We start from the raw sequence: 17,033 nt of genomic DNA, 5'->3' as shown, positions 1-17,033 counted from the left end.
CCGCAGTCGCCCCGGCCCTGGGGCGACTGCGGATCGGGTCAGTCGTGCTTGTCGCTGTCGTCTCCGAAACGGGCGTCGTCGGAAAACTCGTCCTCGCCCTCGTTCACGAACTTGGACGACAGCGCGATCGAGTGGTTGTCGTGGACCGGATCCATGACGACGTCCGACGGGATCTCTCCGACCAGCCACTCGCGCAGCTCTTCACGGATCTCCTCGGGCTCCTGGCCGGTCACGTCGACCAGATAGGCCAGGAAGGCGCGCTGGTCGCCGTCGATCTCGTCCAGCTCCGACTCATCGGCCTCGGGCCACTTGTCCATGATCGCCTCGTAGAAGGCGGCCCAGTTGGCCTGCACGTGGTGCCACTTCATCAATACCCTCCTGCCGGGATGGCACCCTGGAACCAGCGTGCCGCCCCTGAAATATCCTCGCCGACACCGGCGACGGTGTTGCATCCTGCCAAAAGTCCCATGGCCACCACTGTAACCCAAAAGATCCGCATCAGTTCGCCTCCTGCCACCAGGTTTCGGGCATAAAGCCCGGCCAGTCCCCGTAGATCGGGATCTGCGGGGGGTATGTCAAATCGGCCGCATGGGCCAGCCGTGAGATCGGCGAAAAACTGACCGGAATCACGTGGCGCCCCGCGGTCAGCACCCGGTCCAGCGCCTGGACGGCTGCGGTGAAGGCCTCGGCGCTGTCGGCCTCGACCATCGCGTCGATCATCGCCTCGGCAGCGGGGCTGTCGATGCCCATCCAGTTGCGGCTGCCCGGCGTGGTCACCCCGTCGCGGCCCCAATACAGGCGCTGTTCGCTGCCCGGCGACAGCGACAACCCGCGTTCGTACCAGGTCATGTCGAACTGATAGTTGTTGGTGCGTTCGACATATTGCGCGGCATCCAGCAGCGTCACGCGTGGCGTGATCCCCAAGGGGCGCAGGGCCTCGACATAGATGTTCACGATCTGCTGGGTTTCGGAGCCGCTGCGCATCGCGGTGCCGTTCTGGTTCAGCAGGATCTCGAACGCGAAGGGCTGGCCGTCGGCATTGCGCAGTTGGCCGTCCTGGACCGTCCAGCCCGCCTGCGCCATTAGGTCCAGCGCGCGGCGCACGCCCGCGCGGTCCATCGACCGGTCCGACCCCTCGGGCAGGGCATAGCCCTCCAGCGCGCCGGGGGGCAGCTCGGCTGCAAACGGTTCCAGCAGGTCCGCCACCGCGCCCGTCGCCGGGCCGTCGCCCATGCCCAGCACAGAATTGGAGAAATAGGAGGTGATGCGCGGATCGGCCCCGCCGTTCAGCGTCTGGTTGATGAAGGGAAAGTTGAACATCTCGATCATGGCCTGGCGCACGCGCCAGTCCGCAAAGATCGGGTTGCGGCTGTTCATCACCAGACCCATGATCCCCGAAGGGCGCTCGTTGGGGATCTCGGCCTTGACGACGCGGCCGCTGGTCACCGCGGGAAAGTCGTATTCGCCCGCCCATCGCTGCGCCGACAGCTCGCGCCAGACGGTGACCTCTCCGGCCTTGAACGCCTCGAACATGGCGTTGGAATCGGCAAAGTAATCATAGCGGATGGTGTCGAAATTGTTCAGCCCGCGCATGACCGGCAGGTCGCGCGCCCAATGGTCGGGGTTGCGCCGAAAGCTGATCGAGCGTCCTGGATCGACCCGGTCCACCACATAGGGGCCGCTGCCGATGGGCGCCTCCAAGGTCGAATCGGTGAAATCCTGCCCCTCCCATTGCGCCTTCTTCAGGATCGGGCGCAGGGCCATCAGCAAGGGCAGCTCTCGGTCGGGCGCGACGAAGGTCAGGCGCAGGCTGTGGGGGCCGGTGGCCTCGATCCGCTCGACCCGCGACCAAGCGGTCAGAAAGCGCGGATGGCCCTGCGTGCCAAGCGTCTCATAGGACCAGATGACGTCCTCGACCGTGACCGGGCTGCCATCCGAGAACCGCGCCTCGGGGCGCAGGGAGAACTCGACCCAACTGCGGTCGGGCGCGATCTCGATCGACTCGGCCAGCAGGCCATAGAGGGTGAAGGGCTCGTCGATGGAGCGCGTCATCAGCGATTCGGTGACATGGACGCCCACACCCCAGGCCGCGTTGCCCTTGAGCACCCAGGGCTTCAGGCTGTCGAATCCGCCCGGCTCGGCCAGCCGAATCGTGCCGCCCTTGGGCGCGTCCGGATTGGCATAGGGCAGGTGCGCGAACCCCTCAGGCAGGGCAGGTTCTTCATAGATTGCAATGCCATGGGCCGGTTCGGCAAGGGTTGCCAGCGGCATTGCTGCAACACCGCCCGACAGCGCCAGCAGGCCCGCGGCCATGGTCCTGATCGCGCATTTGTTAAGGTTTTCGAAGATTCGCATTGCCCGCCGCCCGATCGTTTCTTGTTTGCGCACATTATCAACAGGCTTGGCCGGGGTGCGTCAACCAAGCTGGCAGGATTGCTGTTGGACTCGGGCGGTTCCTCGCGTATAAATGACCTACTGCTCGATAGGTTTCTTGCCTGTATGAAACCTGCCTCATAACTTGCGCCCGCCTTGTGCGGGCGTTTTTTTTTGCCCATGCTGCGCCTGCAAAAGCCGGTGCGTCGGAAAGTAGAGGGAGCAGCCGATGTTCGAGAAATTCCTGAAGGGCAAGACCGCCGTGGTGACCGGGTCCAATTCCGGCATCGGGCTGGGCGTGGCCGAACGGCTGGCCCGCGCGGGTGCCGACGTGGTGCTGAACAGCTTTACCGACCGCGACGAGGATCACGCCCTGGCCGAAAAAATGGCGGCCGATCACGGCACCCGCGTCCGCTATATCGCCGCCGACATGTCCAAGGGCGATGCCTGCCGCGCGCTGATCGAACAGGCGGGGGCCTGCGATATTCTGGTGAACAACGCGGGCATCCAGCATGTCGCCGCCATCCCCGATTTCCCGGCCGAGAAATGGGACGCGATCATCGCGATCAACATGTCCTCGGCCTTTCACACCACGGCGGCGGCGCTGCCGCTGATGCGCAAGGCGGGATGGGGGCGGGTCATCAACATCGCCAGCGCCCACGGGCTGACGGCCAGCCCCTACAAATCCGCCTATGTCGCGGCCAAGCACGGCATCGTCGGCCTGACCAAGGTCACTGGCCTGGAGACCGCGCGAGAGGCCATCACCGCTAACGCGATCTGCCCCGGCTATGTGCTGACCCCCCTGGTCGAGAGCCAGATCCCCGACACCATGGCGAAATACGACATGGGCCGCGACGAGGTGATCGAAAAGGTCCTGCTGGAACGCCAGCCGTCCAAGGAATTCGCCACCACCGACCAGCTGGGCGACACGGCCGTCTTTCTGTGCAGCGATGCGGCGGCGCAGATCACCGGCACCACGATCAGCGTCGATGGCGGCTGGACGGCACTTTGACGGGAACCCCCGGGCGCCCGGACCGTTAGCCCTCAACATAACGTGAGGAGATGACGATGAAGGGACTGATTGCCTGGTTCATGGGCGTTCCGGTGGTGGTGATCATCATTCTGTATCTGATCGGCATCTTTTGATGCAAAAAGACGCCCCGCAATCGCGGGGCGTCTTTCTTTGTGGCTGACGCCAATTCGGCGCGGTCAGGAAAGGCTGTTCTGGATCGCGGGAATGTCGGAATTGGTCAGGGTCTTGGCGACCTCCTTGCGCAGCCGCAGCTGCAGCTCCTTGTGGTAATGCTTGCGCATCACGCCGAGGGTCGAGGGGTCCGCGATGATCGCGATGTCATCGACCTTGTTCTTGAGGACCAGCGCGTTCAGATGCTTGGCCAGCTGCACGGCAAAGCCTACCTCCTCCTCGTCGCGAGGCGAGATTTCGTCCAGGTGAGCCACGGGTCCTGCGGTCAGGCTGTCGGGGGTCACCGTCTCGGTCTGGGACAGTTCGATCCCGTGCTTGGCCGTGTTGCGGAAGAGGGTGGCGGAATGGCCGTCTGCGACGACGACCACGGTGTTGTGCGGCAGCATTGTCAGCTCCTTCTTGCGGTTGCTCGATAGGGGCTCAACGCAAGGCGGACGGGGTCAGTTGCACCCCTCGCAGAACCGGCGGATGCGCGCCACGGCATCCTCCAGCACCGAATCAGCGGTCGCATAGCTGATGCGGAAATGCGGGCTGAGCCCGAAGGCCGCCCCGAACACCACCGCGACCCCCTGTTCGTCCAGCAGCGCATTGGCGAAGGCCTCGTCACAGTCGATCAGCGTGCCGCCCGCGCTGGTGCGTCCGATCAGTCCCGCCATCGACGGATAGACATAGAACGCCCCCTGCGGCACCGGACAGTCCAGCCCGGGGCAGGCGTTCAGCCCCGCTACCACCAGATCGCGGCGCCGCTGGAACACGGCGCGGCTGTCGCGGATGTAATCCTGCGGCCCGGTCAGTGCGGCCTCGGCGGCGTATTGGCTGACCGAGCAGGGGTTCGAGGTCGATTGCGACTGCAGCTTGGCCATGGCCTTGATCAGCGGCTCGGGTGCCGCGCCGTATCCGATGCGCCAGCCGGTCATGGCATAGGATTTGCTGACCCCGTTCATGGTCAGCACCCGGTCCTTCAGGCGCGGCTCGACCTGGGCGGGTGTGCAGAATTCGAACCCGTCAAAGACCAGATGCTCATAGATGTCGTCGGCCAGCACCCAGACCTGGGGATGGCGCAGCAGCACGTCGCACAGCGCCTGCATCTGCGCACGGTCGTATCCTGCCCCCGACGGGTTGGACGGTGAATTCAGGATCAGCCATTTGGTGCGCGGCGTGATCGCGGCCTCCAGCGCCTCGGGGGTCAGGCGGAACCCGGCCTCCTGACGGCATTCGACCACCACCGGCGTGCCCCCCGCCAGCAGCACCATGTCGGGATAGCTGACCCAATAGGGTGCGGGCACGATCACCTCGTCCCCGTCATCCAGCGTGGCCATCAGCGCGTTGAACAGGATCTGCTTGCCGCCGGTGCCCACGGTGATCTGCGCGGGGGTATAGTCCAGCCCGTTCTCGCGCACGAATTTCGCGGCGATCGCGCGTTTCAGCGACGGCGTGCCGTCCACGGCGGTATAGCGGGTATGGCCCGCGTCGATGGCGGCCTTGGCCGCGTCGCGCACATGCAGCGGCGTGTCGAAATCCGGCTCTCCGGCCGAGAGGCTGATGATGTCGCGCCCCTGCGCGCCCAGCTCCGCCGCGCGGGTGGACATCGCGATGGTGGGCGAGGGTTTGATGCGGGCCAGCCGGTCCGAGATGAACGCCATGAGACACCTTGCTGCTGTCGGTTTGAACTGTCGGCCCGCATGGCATACGCTGCGGCCACCCGCCTCACAAGCAAGAGAGACGCGATGGACAGCTATGCCGAACCCGTGGCCACCCTGGGCGACCGCCTGACCGCCGCCCGCGAGGGGGCCGGCCTGGACATTCCGGGCATGGCCGACGCCCTGGGCCTGCGCCCCGAGACGCTGGAGGGCTGGGAGGTCGATCAGGCCGAACCCACCGCCAGCCTGATGGGACGGATCGCCACGCTGACCGGGGTTTCGGCGGTTTGGCTGTTGACGGGGCAGGGCGCGGGGCCGAAAGACGACACCACGGGGGCGGCGATGCGCGCCGAACTGGCCGAGCTGCGGCGCCTGCTGGCAGAGGCTGCCGCCCGCGTGGACCGTCTGGAGGAGGCATTGTCGCATGGCTGAGATCCTGGAAACCCCCGCGAACCGGCTCAAGCGCCTGCACATGCGCAGCTGGCGGCGCGGCATGAAGGAGATGGACCTGATCCTGGGCCATTTCGCTGATGAATGCCTGGCGGATCTGTCCGCGGCCGATCTGGACCTCTATGAGCGGATGCTGGCCGAAAACGACCAGGATCTGTATCTGTGGGTCACCGCGCGAATCGGAGAGGGCGACGGCCCTGATCGGGGGGCGCCGGACCTGCTGGCGGCGATGCTGGATCGCGTGGCGGCCCATGCCGCAGGCAGATTCGTGCAAGGTCGCTAAAACTTTCGGAAATTACGGCGCGGAATGTCGCGTGGATTAACTGACGATTGTCTTTTGTCTGTCATTCATGGGTGCATGACGAACAGGACAGGACATCCCAAACCCATGCTTGCCCCTGCACCCCGCGATCAGCGCCCGATCCTTGATGCCTCGTCGCTTGACACCGGTCTGTCGGACATGACCGACGCCTATCTGGAATCCCTGCAGCTGCTGGAGCGGATGCACCGGCTGATGCTGGACCTGGTCAAGGATGAGTTCGAACGCCTGCACCGTGGCGACCTGACGCCCGTGCAGGCGATGATCCTCTATAACCTGGGAGAGGCGGAAGTCTCGGCCGGAGAGCTGCGGTCGCGCGGCATGTATCAGGGCTCGAATGTCAGCTACAACCTGAAGAAGCTGGTGGCCATGGGCTATGTCCATCACGAACGCTGCGACATGGACCGTCGCTCGGTCCGGGTGCGCCTGACTGCCGAAGGACAGGCGGTGCGCGGCATGGTCCGCCAGCTGTTCATGCGCCACGCCGAGGGTCTTGCCATGTCCGGCGTGCTGGAGGACCCGCCGCTGGACCAGGTGAACCTGCAATGCCGCCGGATCGAGCGGTTCTGGACCGAGCAGATCCGCTATATCTACTGAATTGAACCCGGCCCTGCGGGGCCGGGTGTGCCTGTTCCGGGCGCCTTACCAGCTGCCGGTATTCTCCATGCTGGCCCAGGGCTCCTGCGGGGGCAGGTGGTCGCCCTCCTGCAGCAGCTCGATGGAGATGTTGTCCGGGCTGCGCACGAAGGCCATGTGGCCGTCGCGCGGGGGGCGGTTGATGGTGACGCCGGCGTCCTGCAGCGTCTGGCACATCTCGTAGATATTGCCGACGTGGTAGGCCAGGTGGCCAAAATGGCGGCTGTCCGAGGGCAGGCCGTCGTCGCCGTCCCAGTTGTAGGTCAACTCGACCGGGCATTCCGGCTGGCCCGGAGGGGCCATGAAGACCAGGCTGAAGCGGCCCTTGTCATTGTCGATGCGGCGCGTCTCCTCCAGGCCCAGTAGGCGGAAGAAGGCCATCGTCTTGTCCAGGTCCTTCACGCGGACCATCGTGTGCAGATAGCAGATGTTCATGGGTTCTCCTGTTCTTGCGGGCAGAGGCTGGCATGTCTGCGCGCTGGCTTAAACGCGGTCCTGTCTGAGTGGTTGCCGCAGCCCCCGTCTTGACTTAGGACGAGGGGCACCGCGACCGCCCAAGAGGACCTCCGCCATGCCCATCACGCCCGACCAGCAGGCCGAGATCGACAGCCTGCGCGCGACGCCCCGTCAGACCCTGCGCGCCGTGTCCGAGGGCATGGAGAACCACCTTTATGTCGCCCATCCGGTGCTGGATCACGGGCTGGTGCGGGTCATCGACTATATGGGCGACGATGCCGCGATCTGTCAGGCGGCACGGGTCAGCTATGGCACCGGCACCAAGTCTGTTCAGAACGACGAGGGCCTGATCCGCTATCTGATGCGGCACTGGCACTCGACCCCCTTCGAGATGTGCGAGGTCAAGTTCCACATCAAGCTGCCGGTCTTTGTCGCGCGCCAGTGGATCCGCCACCGCACGGCCAACGTGAACGAATATTCGGCCCGCTATTCCATCCTGGACCGCGAGTTCTACATCCCGGCGCCCGAGCATCTGGCCGCGCAGTCGCAGCAGAACAACCAGGGCCGCGGCGAGGTGCTGCAGGGCGAGGAGGCGCAGCGCGTGCTGGACCTGCTGCGCGAGGACGCGATGCGCAGCTATGACAATTACGAGGCGATGCTGTCGCAGGACGGCCAGCAGGGCCTGGCGCGGGAGCTGGCGCGCATGAACCTGCCCGCCAATATCTATACCCAGTGGTACTGGAAGGTCGATCTGCACAACCTGCTGCATTTCCTGCGCCTGCGCGCCGACAGTCACGCCCAGTTCGAGATCCGCGCCTATGCCGATATCATGTGCGACATCACCCGCGACTGGGTGCCCGCGGCCTTTGGCGCCTTCAGCGACTATCGGATGAATGCCGTCAGCCTGTCCGCACAGGGGGCCGCTGCCCTGAAGCGCCGCCTGGCCGGCGAGGTGGTCACACAAGAGAATTCCGGAATGGGCGCGCGGGAATGGCGCGAATTCGAACAGGTCTGGGGCTAGGGTCCGCGCCCGGCCGACCCTTCCACAGGAATTCGTGACTGGTTCTGCAACCGGCAGTGGCGAATCGATCCATGCCTCGGCAGGATCGCCGGACGCGGCCCGATGCGGGCTGCGTCTTTTCTTGTCACAAGGATGCCTGCTTTGCCACTGATCCGCCCCTCTCTGCTTGCTGCCGTGATGACCGTCCTCGCCGCCGGGGGTCCGCTGTCCGCGCAGCAGATCGGGTTGCCTGATGGCGACTGGAGCGGGCTTCGTCTGGGCGCGCAGGTCGGGCGGGGTGACCTGGGCGCGCAGGTCTTTGGCCGGGATGTGGATCTGGGGCGAATCGACGGCCTGGGCCTGTATGCGGGCTATGACCGCGACCTGGGCCGGGCCGTCTTGGGTGCTGAACTGGCGGTCGATCGCGTGACGGTGGACGATCTGGATGACAGTGGTGTCCTCTTGCGCCTGCGGGCGCGGATTGGCGCCGATCTGGGCCGGGTGCAGCCCTATCTGTCGGCAGGCATGGCGCGGCTGACGGCGGATGCGCTGTCGGAAACGGTGCCGGTCTTCGGGGCGGGGCTGGATGTTGCGGTGACCCCGCGCGTGACCGTCGGGCTGGATTACAGCCGCATGGATATCGACGATGCGCTGGAGGATCGGCTGGGCGGGCGCGGCGTGCCGGTGGACGCGGACCTGATGCAGATCCGCGCCGCCTGGCGGTTCTAGGTGATGCGCGTGCGGATGGGGGTCAGGCCCTCGATCCGCACGGTGACGCTGTCGCCGCGCTGCAGGGCGCCGACGCCTGCCGGGGTGCCGGTATAGATCAGATCACCCGCCTCCAGCCGGACCAGCCGCGACAGATGCGCGATGATGTCGGCCACGGGCCAGATCATCTGCGACAGGTCGCTGTCCTGGCGGGGGGTGCCGTTGACCTCGACCAGCAGGCGGCCCTGCGTCAGGGGGCCGTCGGCGCGGTGGATCGGGCCGCAGACCGCCGAGCCGTCGAACCCCTTGGCCATGTCCCAGGGGCGGCCCATGCGCTTGGCCTCGGCCTGCAGGTCGCGGCGGGTCAGGTCGTTGCCGACCGCATGACCCCAGATCAACGCGCCCGCTTCGGCTGCCGCCACGTCCCGGCCGCCCGCGCCCAAGGCCACGACCAGCTCTCCCTCGAAATGCAGATCCTGGGTGGCGGGCGGATAGGGCAGGTCGGCATCCCCCGTCAGCAGCGCATCGGCGGGCTTGGTGAAGAAGAAGGGCGGCTCGCGGTCGGGGTCATGGCCCATCTCCCGGGCATGGTCGGCATAGTTGCGCCCCACGCAGAAGATGCGCCGCACCGCAAAGCGGTCGTCGGTGCCGTGGACCGGCACGGAGGGCAGGGGCGGGGCGGGCAGGACCAGGCCGCTCATGCCGCGAACAGCCCGTCGAAATCGGCGAATCCCTTGACCTCGATCGGGTTGCCCGAGGGGTCGAAGAAGAACATCGTCCGCTGCTCTCCGGGCTGGCCCTCAAAGCGGATCTGCGGCGGGATGTCGAAGGCCACGCCCCGCGCAGCCAGGCGCTCGGCCAGCGCCTTCCACTCGGCCAAAGGCAGCACCACGCCCAGATGCGGCATCATCACCATGTGATCGCCCACCTTGCCCGTGCGCGTGGTTGCAAAGGGCGTGCCCAGATGCAGCGACAGCTGATGGCCGAAAAAGTCGAAATCGACCCAGGTCGGGGCCGAGCGGCCCTCGGCACAGCCCAGGACATCGCCGTAAAAGCGGCGCGCCGCGTCCAGATCGGTGACGTGGATGGCAAGGTGGAACAGGGATCGCATGGGGTTCTCCGGTCTGGCTGCGGGGGCAGTCATGCACATCCTGCAATCGCGCCGCAAGGTGGTTGCGGTCCCTTGCATGTAATGTGATAGCATCACAAATACCTGTGAGGACCGTGATGCGCCCCTTTCTGACCCTGACCCTCGCCGCCCTGATCGCCAGCCCCGCTTTGGCCACCGAGGGCGTTCTGGATGTCGTCGCCCCGTTCGAAATCAAGGGCGCCGACCCCTCGACCTCGGGCAACATCATGATCAAGATGGAGCTGGCCGAGACGCTGGTGAATGCCGACCCCGACGGTCGCCTGACGCCCGGCCTCGCGACCGAATGGTCGGTCTCCGATGACGGGCTGTCCTGGCTGTTCCGCCTGCGCCAGGGCGTTACCTTTCACGACGGCACGCCGCTGACCGCCCAGGCCGTTGCCGATGCGCTGGCCCATGCGTGGGCCAAGCCCGGCCTGCTGGACACCGCCCCCATCACCGCCATCGCCCCCGAAGGCGACGATCTGCGCATCACGCTGTCCCAGCCCTTCGCCCCGCTGCCCGCGTTTCTGTCGGAATACCGCGCGCTGATCTATGCGCCCGCCGCCTATGACGCGCAGGGGACCGCCACGCAGGTTATCGGCACCGGCCCCTATCGCCTGACCCGCCTGCAGGAGCCGCTGCGCCTGGAGGCCGAACGCTTTGACGGCTATTGGGGTCAGGCTGCGCGCATCGCCCAGGTCACCTATCAGGCCGTTGGCCGGGCCGAGACCCGCGCCCTGCTGGCCGAAAGCGGGGATGCCGATTACGTCTTCAACCTGGACCCGGCCTCGGTCGCGCGCCTGTCGGGCGTGGCGGGGGTCGAGGTTCTGTCGGTCGCGGTGCCGCGCTCTCTGCTGATCAAGGTGAATGCGGGCCACCCGGCGCTGTCGGACCCGCAGGCGCGGCGCGCGCTGTCGCTGGCCATCGACCGGCAGGGGCTGGCGCAGGCGATCCTGCGCTATCCGACGGGGGCCGATCAGCTGTTCCCGCCCTCGGTCGCGGATTGGCATGTCGAGGGGCTGGAGCCCCTGGCCCATGACCCCGAGGCCGCGCGCGCGATTCTGGCCGATCTGGGCTGGCAGCCTGGCCCGGACGGCATCCTGACGCGCGACGGGGAACGCTTTGCCCTGACCCTGACCACCTATCCTGACCGCCCCGAACTGCCGCTGTCGGCGGCGGTGATCCAGCAGATGCTGGCCCAGATCGGGGTCGAGGTGACCATCGATTCCACCAATTCCAGCGAAATCCCCGCCCGCCATGCCGACGGCACGCTGAATCTGGCGCTGCTGGCGCGCAATTTCGCACTGGTGCCCGACCCGATCGGCACGATCCTGACCGATTACGCGCCGGGCGGCGATTGGGGCGCGATGGGTTGGCAGAATGACGCCTTCACCGCGCTGATCCGCGATCTGGCGGCGGGGGAGGGCGGGCAGGACCAGCGCGATCAGGCCATGGCGATGCTGCAGGCCGATCTGCCGGTGATTCCCGTCGCCTGGTATCAGCAGACCGCCGCGGTCAGCACCGGCGTCAGCGGTGCGGTCATCGACCCGTTCGAACGGACCATCGGCCTGTCGCAGATGGACTGGGTGCAGCCGTGATCTGGCGCGCGCTTGGATACCGGGCCGCGCAGGCCGGGGTGGTGGCGTTCCTGGTGGGGGTGCTGACCTTTCTGATGATGCAGGCGCTGCCGGGCGACATGGCGTTCCGCATCGCGGCGGGGCGCTACGGCTATGACATGGTCACCGCCGATGCCGCCGCCGCCGTCCGGGCCGAGCTGGGGCTGGACCGTCCGGCCTGGGCCACCTTCGCGGTCTGGCTGGGCGATCTGGCGCGGCTGGATTTGGGCGTCTCGGTCATTTCCGGGCGGCCGGTCTGGGACGAGATCCGCCATCAGCTGGGCGCCAGCCTGCATCTGGCGGGGGCGGCGCTGCTGCTGTCGATGCTGATCGGGCCGCCTTTGGGCATTCTGGCCGGGCTGCGTGCCGGGGGCTGGCTGGACCGGGGGCTGCTGATCCTGTCCTCGGGGCTGCGGGCGGTGCCGCAGTTCCTGATGGGGCTGATCCTGATCGTGCTGGTCTCGATCCAGCTGGGCTGGCTGCCTGCGGCGGGGCACGGGCGGGCGGAACACATCATCCTGCCCGCGCTGACCCTGGCCCTGGGGCTGGCGGCGGTGTCGGCGCGCATGGCGCGGGACGCGATGGCGGGGGTGGCCGCGCGGCCCTTCTATGCCTTTGGCCGCTGGAAGGGCCTGTCCGAGGGCCAGATGCTGCGCCGCCACGGGCTGCGCAACATCGGCGTGGCCATGGTGACCTTTCTGTCGCTGCAATTCGTGATGCTGGTCGAGGGGGTCGTGGTCGTCGAATCGATCTTTGGCTGGCCCGGCATCGGGCATGCGCTGGTCCACGCGATCTTCGGGCGCGACGTGCCGATGGTGCAGGGCACCGCCCTGCTGCTGGGCCTGGGCTTTGTCGCGCTGAACGCGCTGACCGACCTGCTGACCCGCCTGATTGACCCGAGGGAGATCCGCGCATGAGCCTGTCCGACGCCACCCTGACGCCCCCCGCCGCCCGCGGGCCCACCACCGCGCAATGGGCCGGGGGCGCGATCCTGCTGCTGGTGCTGGCCTTTGCCTGAGGCGCGCCGCTGTTGATCTCCACCGATCCGCTGCGCCAGGACCTGATGCGGGGGCTGGCCGCCCCCGACGCGCTGGCGCCCTTGGGCTATGACCATCTGGGCCGGTCGCTGATGGCGCGGCTGGCGGCGGCGCTGCGACTGTCGCTTTCCATCGGCGGGGTCGCGGTGCTGCTGGCGGGGGTGCTGGGTACCGGGCTGGGGGTTCTGGCCGCCTGGCGCGGCGCTTGGGTGGACCGGGCGCTGGTCCTGCTGGCCGACAGCGTCCTGGCGCTGCCCGGCCTGCTGATGGTGCTGATCATCGGCGTGATCATCCCGAACACGCCGCTGGCCTTTGCCATCGGCCTGACCCTGGTCCTGTGGATCGAGTTCTTTCGCCTGACCCGCGCCACCGCCGCCCGCCTGCTGGCCGCGCCCGGCGTCCAGGCCAGCCGCCTGCTGGGCTTTGGTCCGGGCTATGTGTTCCGCCGCCATCTGTGGCCCGATCTGGCGCCGATGCTGCTGACCGTGGCGGCCTTTGGTGCGGCGACGGCGATCATGCTGATCGCCGCCCTGGGCTTTGTCAGCGTCGGCATCCGCGCCCCACGCCCCGAGCTGGGCCAGATGATGGTCGAGCTGCTGCCCTATTACCGCGAGGCGCCCATGGCGCTGTTCCTGCCGGTGATCGCCATCTTTCTGACCATCCTGGCCCTGAACCTGCTTGCCCAAGGACGCCGCCCATGACGCCATTGCTGAGTGCCACCGACATCGTGGTCCAGGCCGCGGGCCAGATGCTGGTCCATCCCGCGACGCTGGTCCTGCATCCCGGCCGCCCCCTGACCATCCTGGGAGAGACCGGATCCGGGAAAAGCCTGCTGGCCCAGGCCCTGATCGGCACGCTGCTGCAGGGTCTGACCGCGCACGGCCGGGTGACCATCGGGGACCGGGTGCTGGACGCCGCCCACCCCGCATCCTTCCGCCCGCTCTGGGGTCGGACCCTGGGCGTGCTGCCGCAGGAACCCTGGCTGTCGCTGGACCCGCTGATGCCCGCCCGCGATCAGGTGGCCGAGGGGCATGCCCTGGTCCGTGGCCTGTCGCGCGGGCAGGCGCGGACGGCCGCCGCGCGCGATCTGGACGGGCTGGGTCTGGGCCGCGCGGGCGGCCTGCGCCCCGATCAGCTGTCGGGCGGCATGGCGCAGCGCGCGGCCTTTGCCGCCGCACGGGCGGGCGGCGCGCGCATCATCATCGCGGATGAGCCGACCAAGGGCCTGGACGCCCATCGCCGGGACGAGATCTGCGCCCTGCTGCTGAAGGGTGCGGCGGATGGCGGGGGGCTGCTGACGATCACGCATGATCTGGCGCTGGCGCGTGCGCTTGGCGGCGATCTGATGGTGGTCCGCCAGGGCCGGGTGGTCGAACAGGGCCCCACCGCGCAGGTGCTGGCCGCGCCCGCCAGCGACTACACCCGCGCGCTGATCGCCGCCGACCCGGCCAGCTGGCCGCGCCAGGCCCTGCGTCAGGCACAGGGCAGCCCGGTCCTGCGGGCCGAGGGGCTGTCCGCCGCGCGGGGCGGGCGGGTGCTGTTTCGCGACCTGGACCTCAGCGTCCACCCGGGCGAGGTTCTGGGCATCACCGGCCCAAGCGGCTGCGGCAAGTCCACGTTGGGCGACACGCTGCTGGGTCTGGCGCGGGCCGAGGCGGGCCGCGTCCAGCGGGCGCAGGGCATCGCGCCGGTCCGCTTTCAAAAGCTGTATCAGGACCCGCCAAGCGCCTTTCCGCGCGCCGTGACCCTGGGGCGCGCGCTGGACGATCTGGTCGCGCTGCACCGGCTGGACCGCGCCCGCATCGCGCCGCTGCTGGAGCGGATGCGCCTGTCGCCGGGCCTGCTGACGCGCCGCCCCGACGCCGTGTCAGGCGGAGAGCTGCAGCGTCTGGCCCTGCTGCGGGTGCTGCTGTTGGACCCGGTGTTCCTGTTCGCGGACGAGCCGACCTCGCGGCTGGACCTGATCACCCAGGCCGAGGTCACGCGCCTGATGATCGACATCGCGCATCAGGCGGGCATGGCCTTGCTGATCGTCAGCCATGACGCGCATCTGATCGCGCGCAGCTGTGACCGCGTGATCGCGCTGGAGGGACCCTGCGCGAAGGCCGCCTGACGCTCAGAACCGGGTGATGACCGTCGCGCCGACCGAGCGGAACCGGTCCATGGCCATCAGGGCTGCGGGCGCATCGCTCAGGGCGATCCGGTCGCCCACCAGCCGCGCGGGGTCCAGCCTGCCGCTGGCGACCATGTCCAGCATCGCGCCGTATCGATGCGCCTGCATCCCGTGAGAGCCCAGGATCTCGATCTCCTGCCCGACGATGCGGGGCATGGGGATGGCGGGGGCGGCGTGTTCGCCCAGCATCAGGCCGACCTGGATGTGCTTGCCCCTGGGCCGCAGGCACAGGATCGAATTCATCATCGTCACCGGATGGCCAAGCGCATCCAGCGAGACATGCGCGCCCCCGCGCGTGATGTCGCGGATGGCGCAGGGAACGTCGGCCTCGCGCCCATCGACGACCGCCACCGCGCCGAAATCGCGGGCCAGCGCCAGCTTAGCCGGGTCCAGATCCACGCCGATCACATTGGCCCCGGCGGCTGCGGCGATCATCACCGCCGACAGCCCCACGCCGCCGCAGCCATGCACGGCCAGCCACTGGCCCGCGCTGACGCGGCCCTGGTCGATCACCGCCCGGAACGAGGTCGCAAAGCGGCAGCCCAGGCTGGCGGCGGTGGCGAAATCCATGCCCTGGGGCAGGGCCACCAGGTTCAGGTCGGCCTGATGGATGGCCACATATTCCGCGAACGACCCCCAATGGGTGAAGCCCGGCTGCTGCTGATGCAGGCAGACCTGCTGATGGCCCGCGCGGCATTCGCCGCAATCGCCGCAACCGCAGATGAAGGGCACGGTGACCGCGTCGCCGACCCTCCAGCGGGTCACGTCGCGGCCCACGGCCTCGATCACGCCGGCCAGTTCGTGGCCGGGCACATGGGGCAGGGTGATGTCGCCGTCATGGCCCATCCAGCCGTGCCAGTCGCTGCGGCAGACCCCCGTCGCCGCGACCCTCAGCACCACCCCGTGCGGCAGCGGCGTCGGGTCGGGCAGGGTCACGACCTTTGGGGTTTCGCGGAACTGTTCGAACAGCACGGCCTTCATGGCGGGCACCTTTTCTTGGCATCGGGTCGCGGGCATCATGCCGGATTTCGGCGAAAGACCTTTGCCAATCCCGCGCGGTTTCGCATAATCCGGGGCAGATCGCCCGCATTCACGCGGCTTTAGAAGAGGTTCCTGCCCTTGACCCAGATTGATGCCGTCGGCGCCCAGATCCTGACCCTGCTGCAGGAGGACGGGCGCATGAGCAACGCCAGGCTGGCCGAGCATCTGGGCATGAGCGAGACCCCCTGCTGGCGCCGCCTGAAACGGCTGGAGGAGGCGGGGGTGATCGAGGGCTATCAGGCGGTCCTGAACCGCCGCAAGCTGGGCCTGGGGGTGATGGCCTTTGTCCAGCTGCGCTGTTCGGAGCATGACCAGGCGGCCACAGCCGAGTTCCAGCGCATCGTCCAGACGACGCCCAACATCCTGGCCTGCCACAACACCACCGGCGCGGATGATTTCCTGCTGATCGTGGTGGTGCGCGATCTGGACGATTACAGCCGCTTTGTCGACAGCACGCTGCGCCGCCTGCCGGGCGTGACCAGCATCCGGTCGAACCTGTCACTGAAGGAGATGAAGGCCTCGAACCGGCTGCCCGTCACGCCGGGCCTGTAAGGGGCCGCGCCCTCAGCCGACCGTCACCTCGGCCGGGGGGGCGTTGCGGCCCAGGGGGTCGGTCAGCACCACCCGATAGGTCGTGGACAGGGGCGCGAACCCATCAGGTGCGGTTTCCGGAATGCGCAGCGGCAGGGTGACCACCGCGCCCTCGGACAGCAGCGTGGCGGGCTGACCCGGTTCGGATCGCAGGACCTGCCAGCGCCAGCTCCCCATCGCCGTGGGCGCCAGCCCCAGACGGTGGTCGATCTCCAGCATCACGCCTTGGCGCCCGCCCGGAACGGCGGTCCCGGTCAGCGTCACCGCGGGCGCGTCGTCGATGCTGACCGGCACCGCGTTCAGCCCCGCGGGGTCCGACGGCGCACTAAACATCCCCGGCACCGACGACCCCGATTCCGGCGCCCCCTGGGCCAGCGCGAACCAGCGATACCCCGCATAGGGCGACAGCCGCGCATCGGGCGCGATGGTCGCGGTGCCGATGTCGCGGAACACGACCACGCGGCGCGGCTGATCGGGGTCGGCTGCGGGCAGGGTCTGCACCGCCACTAGCGGCGCCGACAGCGGGTCGACCGGCCCGCCGCGCGTGCGATGCAGGCGCAGCCTGTGGGGCGGGGTGACGCCCGGTTCCAGCGTCACGGTGACCTCGGCCACCAGGGCCGCGCCGCGGTCGCCCGGCCCCGGCGGCACCATGCGCACCGA

At 68.1% G+C, this 17,033-nt stretch carries 20 protein-coding genes; 11 read left to right on the top strand and 9 right to left on the bottom strand.

Annotated features, from left to right (window positions below; genetic code table 11):
* Positions 1–38: 38 nt before the first annotated feature.
* Complete coding sequence (locus ABS73_RS08435; protein WP_277019369.1) at positions 39–368, bottom strand: hypothetical protein; 330 nt, start codon at positions 366–368, stop codon at positions 39–41.
* A gap of 130 nt (positions 369–498) precedes the next feature.
* Positions 499–2,313 carry an extracellular solute-binding protein gene (locus ABS73_RS08430; RefSeq protein WP_277019367.1) on the bottom strand — a complete coding sequence of 605 codons (1,815 nt, stop codon included), beginning with the start codon at positions 2,311–2,313 and terminating at the stop codon, positions 499–501.
* Positions 2,314–2,602: 289 nt separating this feature from the next.
* Between ABS73_RS08430 and ABS73_RS08425 the strand changes: the two genes are divergently transcribed.
* A complete protein-coding gene (locus ABS73_RS08425) occupies positions 2,603–3,385 on the top strand; it encodes a 3-hydroxybutyrate dehydrogenase (protein WP_277019365.1) in 783 nt (260 codons plus the stop codon).
* Between the two features lie 197 nt (positions 3,386–3,582).
* On the opposite strand, the gene ABS73_RS08420 is transcribed toward ABS73_RS08425, so the two are convergent.
* Together ABS73_RS08420 and ABS73_RS08415 are read right to left on the bottom strand one after the other, a co-directional pair.
* A complete protein-coding gene (locus ABS73_RS08420; RefSeq protein ID WP_277019363.1) occupies positions 3,583–3,963 on the bottom strand; it encodes a baeRF12 domain-containing protein in 381 nt (126 codons plus the stop codon).
* A 54-nt stretch (positions 3,964–4,017) separates the two neighbouring features.
* Positions 4,018–5,220 (bottom strand): pyridoxal phosphate-dependent aminotransferase, encoded by a 1,203-nt coding sequence (locus tag ABS73_RS08415; RefSeq protein WP_277019361.1) that lies wholly within the window; start codon positions 5,218–5,220, stop codon positions 4,018–4,020.
* Positions 5,221–5,259: 39 nt separating this feature from the next.
* Here ABS73_RS08415 and ABS73_RS08410 point away from each other — a divergent pair, with 39 nt between their 5' ends.
* The 3 genes from ABS73_RS08410 to ABS73_RS08400 all read left to right on the top strand — a co-directional run bounded on the left by ABS73_RS08410 (position 5,260) and on the right by ABS73_RS08400 (position 6,583).
* On the top strand, positions 5,260–5,649 hold the full coding sequence (locus ABS73_RS08410; protein ID WP_277019359.1) for a helix-turn-helix domain-containing protein: 390 nt from the start codon (positions 5,260–5,262) through the stop codon (positions 5,647–5,649).
* Positions 5,642–5,950, top strand: coding sequence for a succinate dehydrogenase assembly factor 2 (locus ABS73_RS08405; RefSeq protein WP_277019357.1), 309 nt, complete (start codon positions 5,642–5,644; stop codon positions 5,948–5,950). The genes ABS73_RS08410 and ABS73_RS08405 overlap by 8 nt, the downstream gene beginning before the upstream one ends.
* Before the next feature lie 177 nt (positions 5,951–6,127).
* Positions 6,128–6,583, top strand: a complete 456-nt coding sequence (locus ABS73_RS08400; RefSeq protein ID WP_136857351.1) for a MarR family winged helix-turn-helix transcriptional regulator — start codon at positions 6,128–6,130, stop codon at positions 6,581–6,583.
* A 45-nt stretch (positions 6,584–6,628) separates the two neighbouring features.
* On the opposite strand, the gene ABS73_RS08395 is transcribed toward ABS73_RS08400, so the two are convergent.
* The gene (locus ABS73_RS08395) at positions 6,629–7,057 is read right to left on the bottom strand and encodes a VOC family protein (protein WP_277019356.1); all 429 of its coding nucleotides are present in this window, start codon (positions 7,055–7,057) and stop codon (positions 6,629–6,631) included.
* Positions 7,058–7,193: 136 nt separating this feature from the next.
* Here ABS73_RS08395 and thyX point away from each other — a divergent pair, with 136 nt between their 5' ends.
* Together thyX and ABS73_RS08385 are read left to right on the top strand one after the other, a co-directional pair.
* Positions 7,194–8,099: an FAD-dependent thymidylate synthase gene (gene thyX, locus ABS73_RS08390; RefSeq protein ID WP_277019354.1), complete on the top strand. Its 906-nt coding sequence runs from the start codon at positions 7,194–7,196 to the stop codon at positions 8,097–8,099.
* A 177-nt stretch (positions 8,100–8,276) separates the two neighbouring features.
* Positions 8,277–8,807, top strand: a complete 531-nt coding sequence (locus ABS73_RS08385) for an outer membrane protein (protein WP_277019352.1) — start codon at positions 8,277–8,279, stop codon at positions 8,805–8,807.
* On the opposite strand, the gene ABS73_RS08380 is transcribed toward ABS73_RS08385, so the two are convergent.
* Positions 8,804–9,487 carry a fumarylacetoacetate hydrolase family protein gene (locus tag ABS73_RS08380; protein ID WP_277019350.1) on the bottom strand — a complete coding sequence of 228 codons (684 nt, stop codon included), beginning with the start codon at positions 9,485–9,487 and terminating at the stop codon, positions 8,804–8,806. The two genes, ABS73_RS08385 and ABS73_RS08380, sit on opposite strands and share 4 nt — an antisense overlap.
* Positions 9,484–9,897, bottom strand: coding sequence for a VOC family protein (locus ABS73_RS08375; protein ID WP_277019348.1), 414 nt, complete (start codon positions 9,895–9,897; stop codon positions 9,484–9,486). Before ABS73_RS08375 ends, ABS73_RS08380 begins: the two co-directional genes overlap by 4 nt.
* 116 nt (positions 9,898–10,013) lie before the next feature.
* On the opposite strand from ABS73_RS08375, the gene ABS73_RS08370 reads away from it, so the two are divergent.
* The 4 genes from ABS73_RS08370 to ABS73_RS08355 all read left to right on the top strand — a co-directional run bounded on the left by ABS73_RS08370 (position 10,014) and on the right by ABS73_RS08355 (position 14,681).
* Positions 10,014–11,513, top strand: a complete 1,500-nt coding sequence (locus tag ABS73_RS08370) for an ABC transporter substrate-binding protein (RefSeq protein ID WP_277019346.1) — start codon at positions 10,014–10,016, stop codon at positions 11,511–11,513.
* Complete coding sequence (locus ABS73_RS08365) at positions 11,510–12,448, top strand: ABC transporter permease (protein WP_277019344.1); 939 nt, start codon at positions 11,510–11,512, stop codon at positions 12,446–12,448. Before ABS73_RS08370 ends, ABS73_RS08365 begins: the two co-directional genes overlap by 4 nt.
* A 113-nt stretch (positions 12,449–12,561) precedes the next feature.
* Complete coding sequence (locus ABS73_RS08360; protein WP_277019342.1) at positions 12,562–13,269, top strand: ABC transporter permease; 708 nt, start codon at positions 12,562–12,564, stop codon at positions 13,267–13,269.
* On the top strand, positions 13,266–14,681 hold the full coding sequence (locus ABS73_RS08355; protein WP_277019340.1) for an ABC transporter ATP-binding protein: 1,416 nt from the start codon (positions 13,266–13,268) through the stop codon (positions 14,679–14,681). The genes ABS73_RS08360 and ABS73_RS08355 overlap by 4 nt, the downstream gene beginning before the upstream one ends.
* A gap of 3 nt (positions 14,682–14,684) precedes the next feature.
* Here ABS73_RS08355 and ABS73_RS08350 read toward each other — a convergent pair whose 3' ends face one another.
* A complete protein-coding gene (locus ABS73_RS08350; RefSeq protein ID WP_277019338.1) occupies positions 14,685–15,722 on the bottom strand; it encodes a zinc-dependent alcohol dehydrogenase family protein in 1,038 nt (345 codons plus the stop codon).
* A gap of 138 nt (positions 15,723–15,860) precedes the next feature.
* On the opposite strand from ABS73_RS08350, the gene ABS73_RS08345 reads away from it, so the two are divergent.
* Positions 15,861–16,334, top strand: a complete 474-nt coding sequence (locus tag ABS73_RS08345; RefSeq protein ID WP_277019336.1) for an Lrp/AsnC family transcriptional regulator — start codon at positions 15,861–15,863, stop codon at positions 16,332–16,334.
* A gap of 12 nt (positions 16,335–16,346) precedes the next feature.
* Here the strand turns inward: ABS73_RS08345 and ABS73_RS08340 are convergent.
* The coding region (locus tag ABS73_RS08340; RefSeq protein WP_286693430.1) for a hypothetical protein at positions 16,347–17,033 on the bottom strand (687 nt) is incomplete at its 5' end.

Origin of the sequence: Paracoccus sp. SCN 68-21, assembly GCF_001724535.1 — a bacterium.
GTDB classification, from domain to species: domain Bacteria; phylum Pseudomonadota; class Alphaproteobacteria; order Rhodobacterales; family Rhodobacteraceae; genus Paracoccus; species Paracoccus hibiscisoli.
Note: the sequence above shows the minus strand (reverse complement) of the source record. Positions and strands in the feature narration are given on the sequence as shown.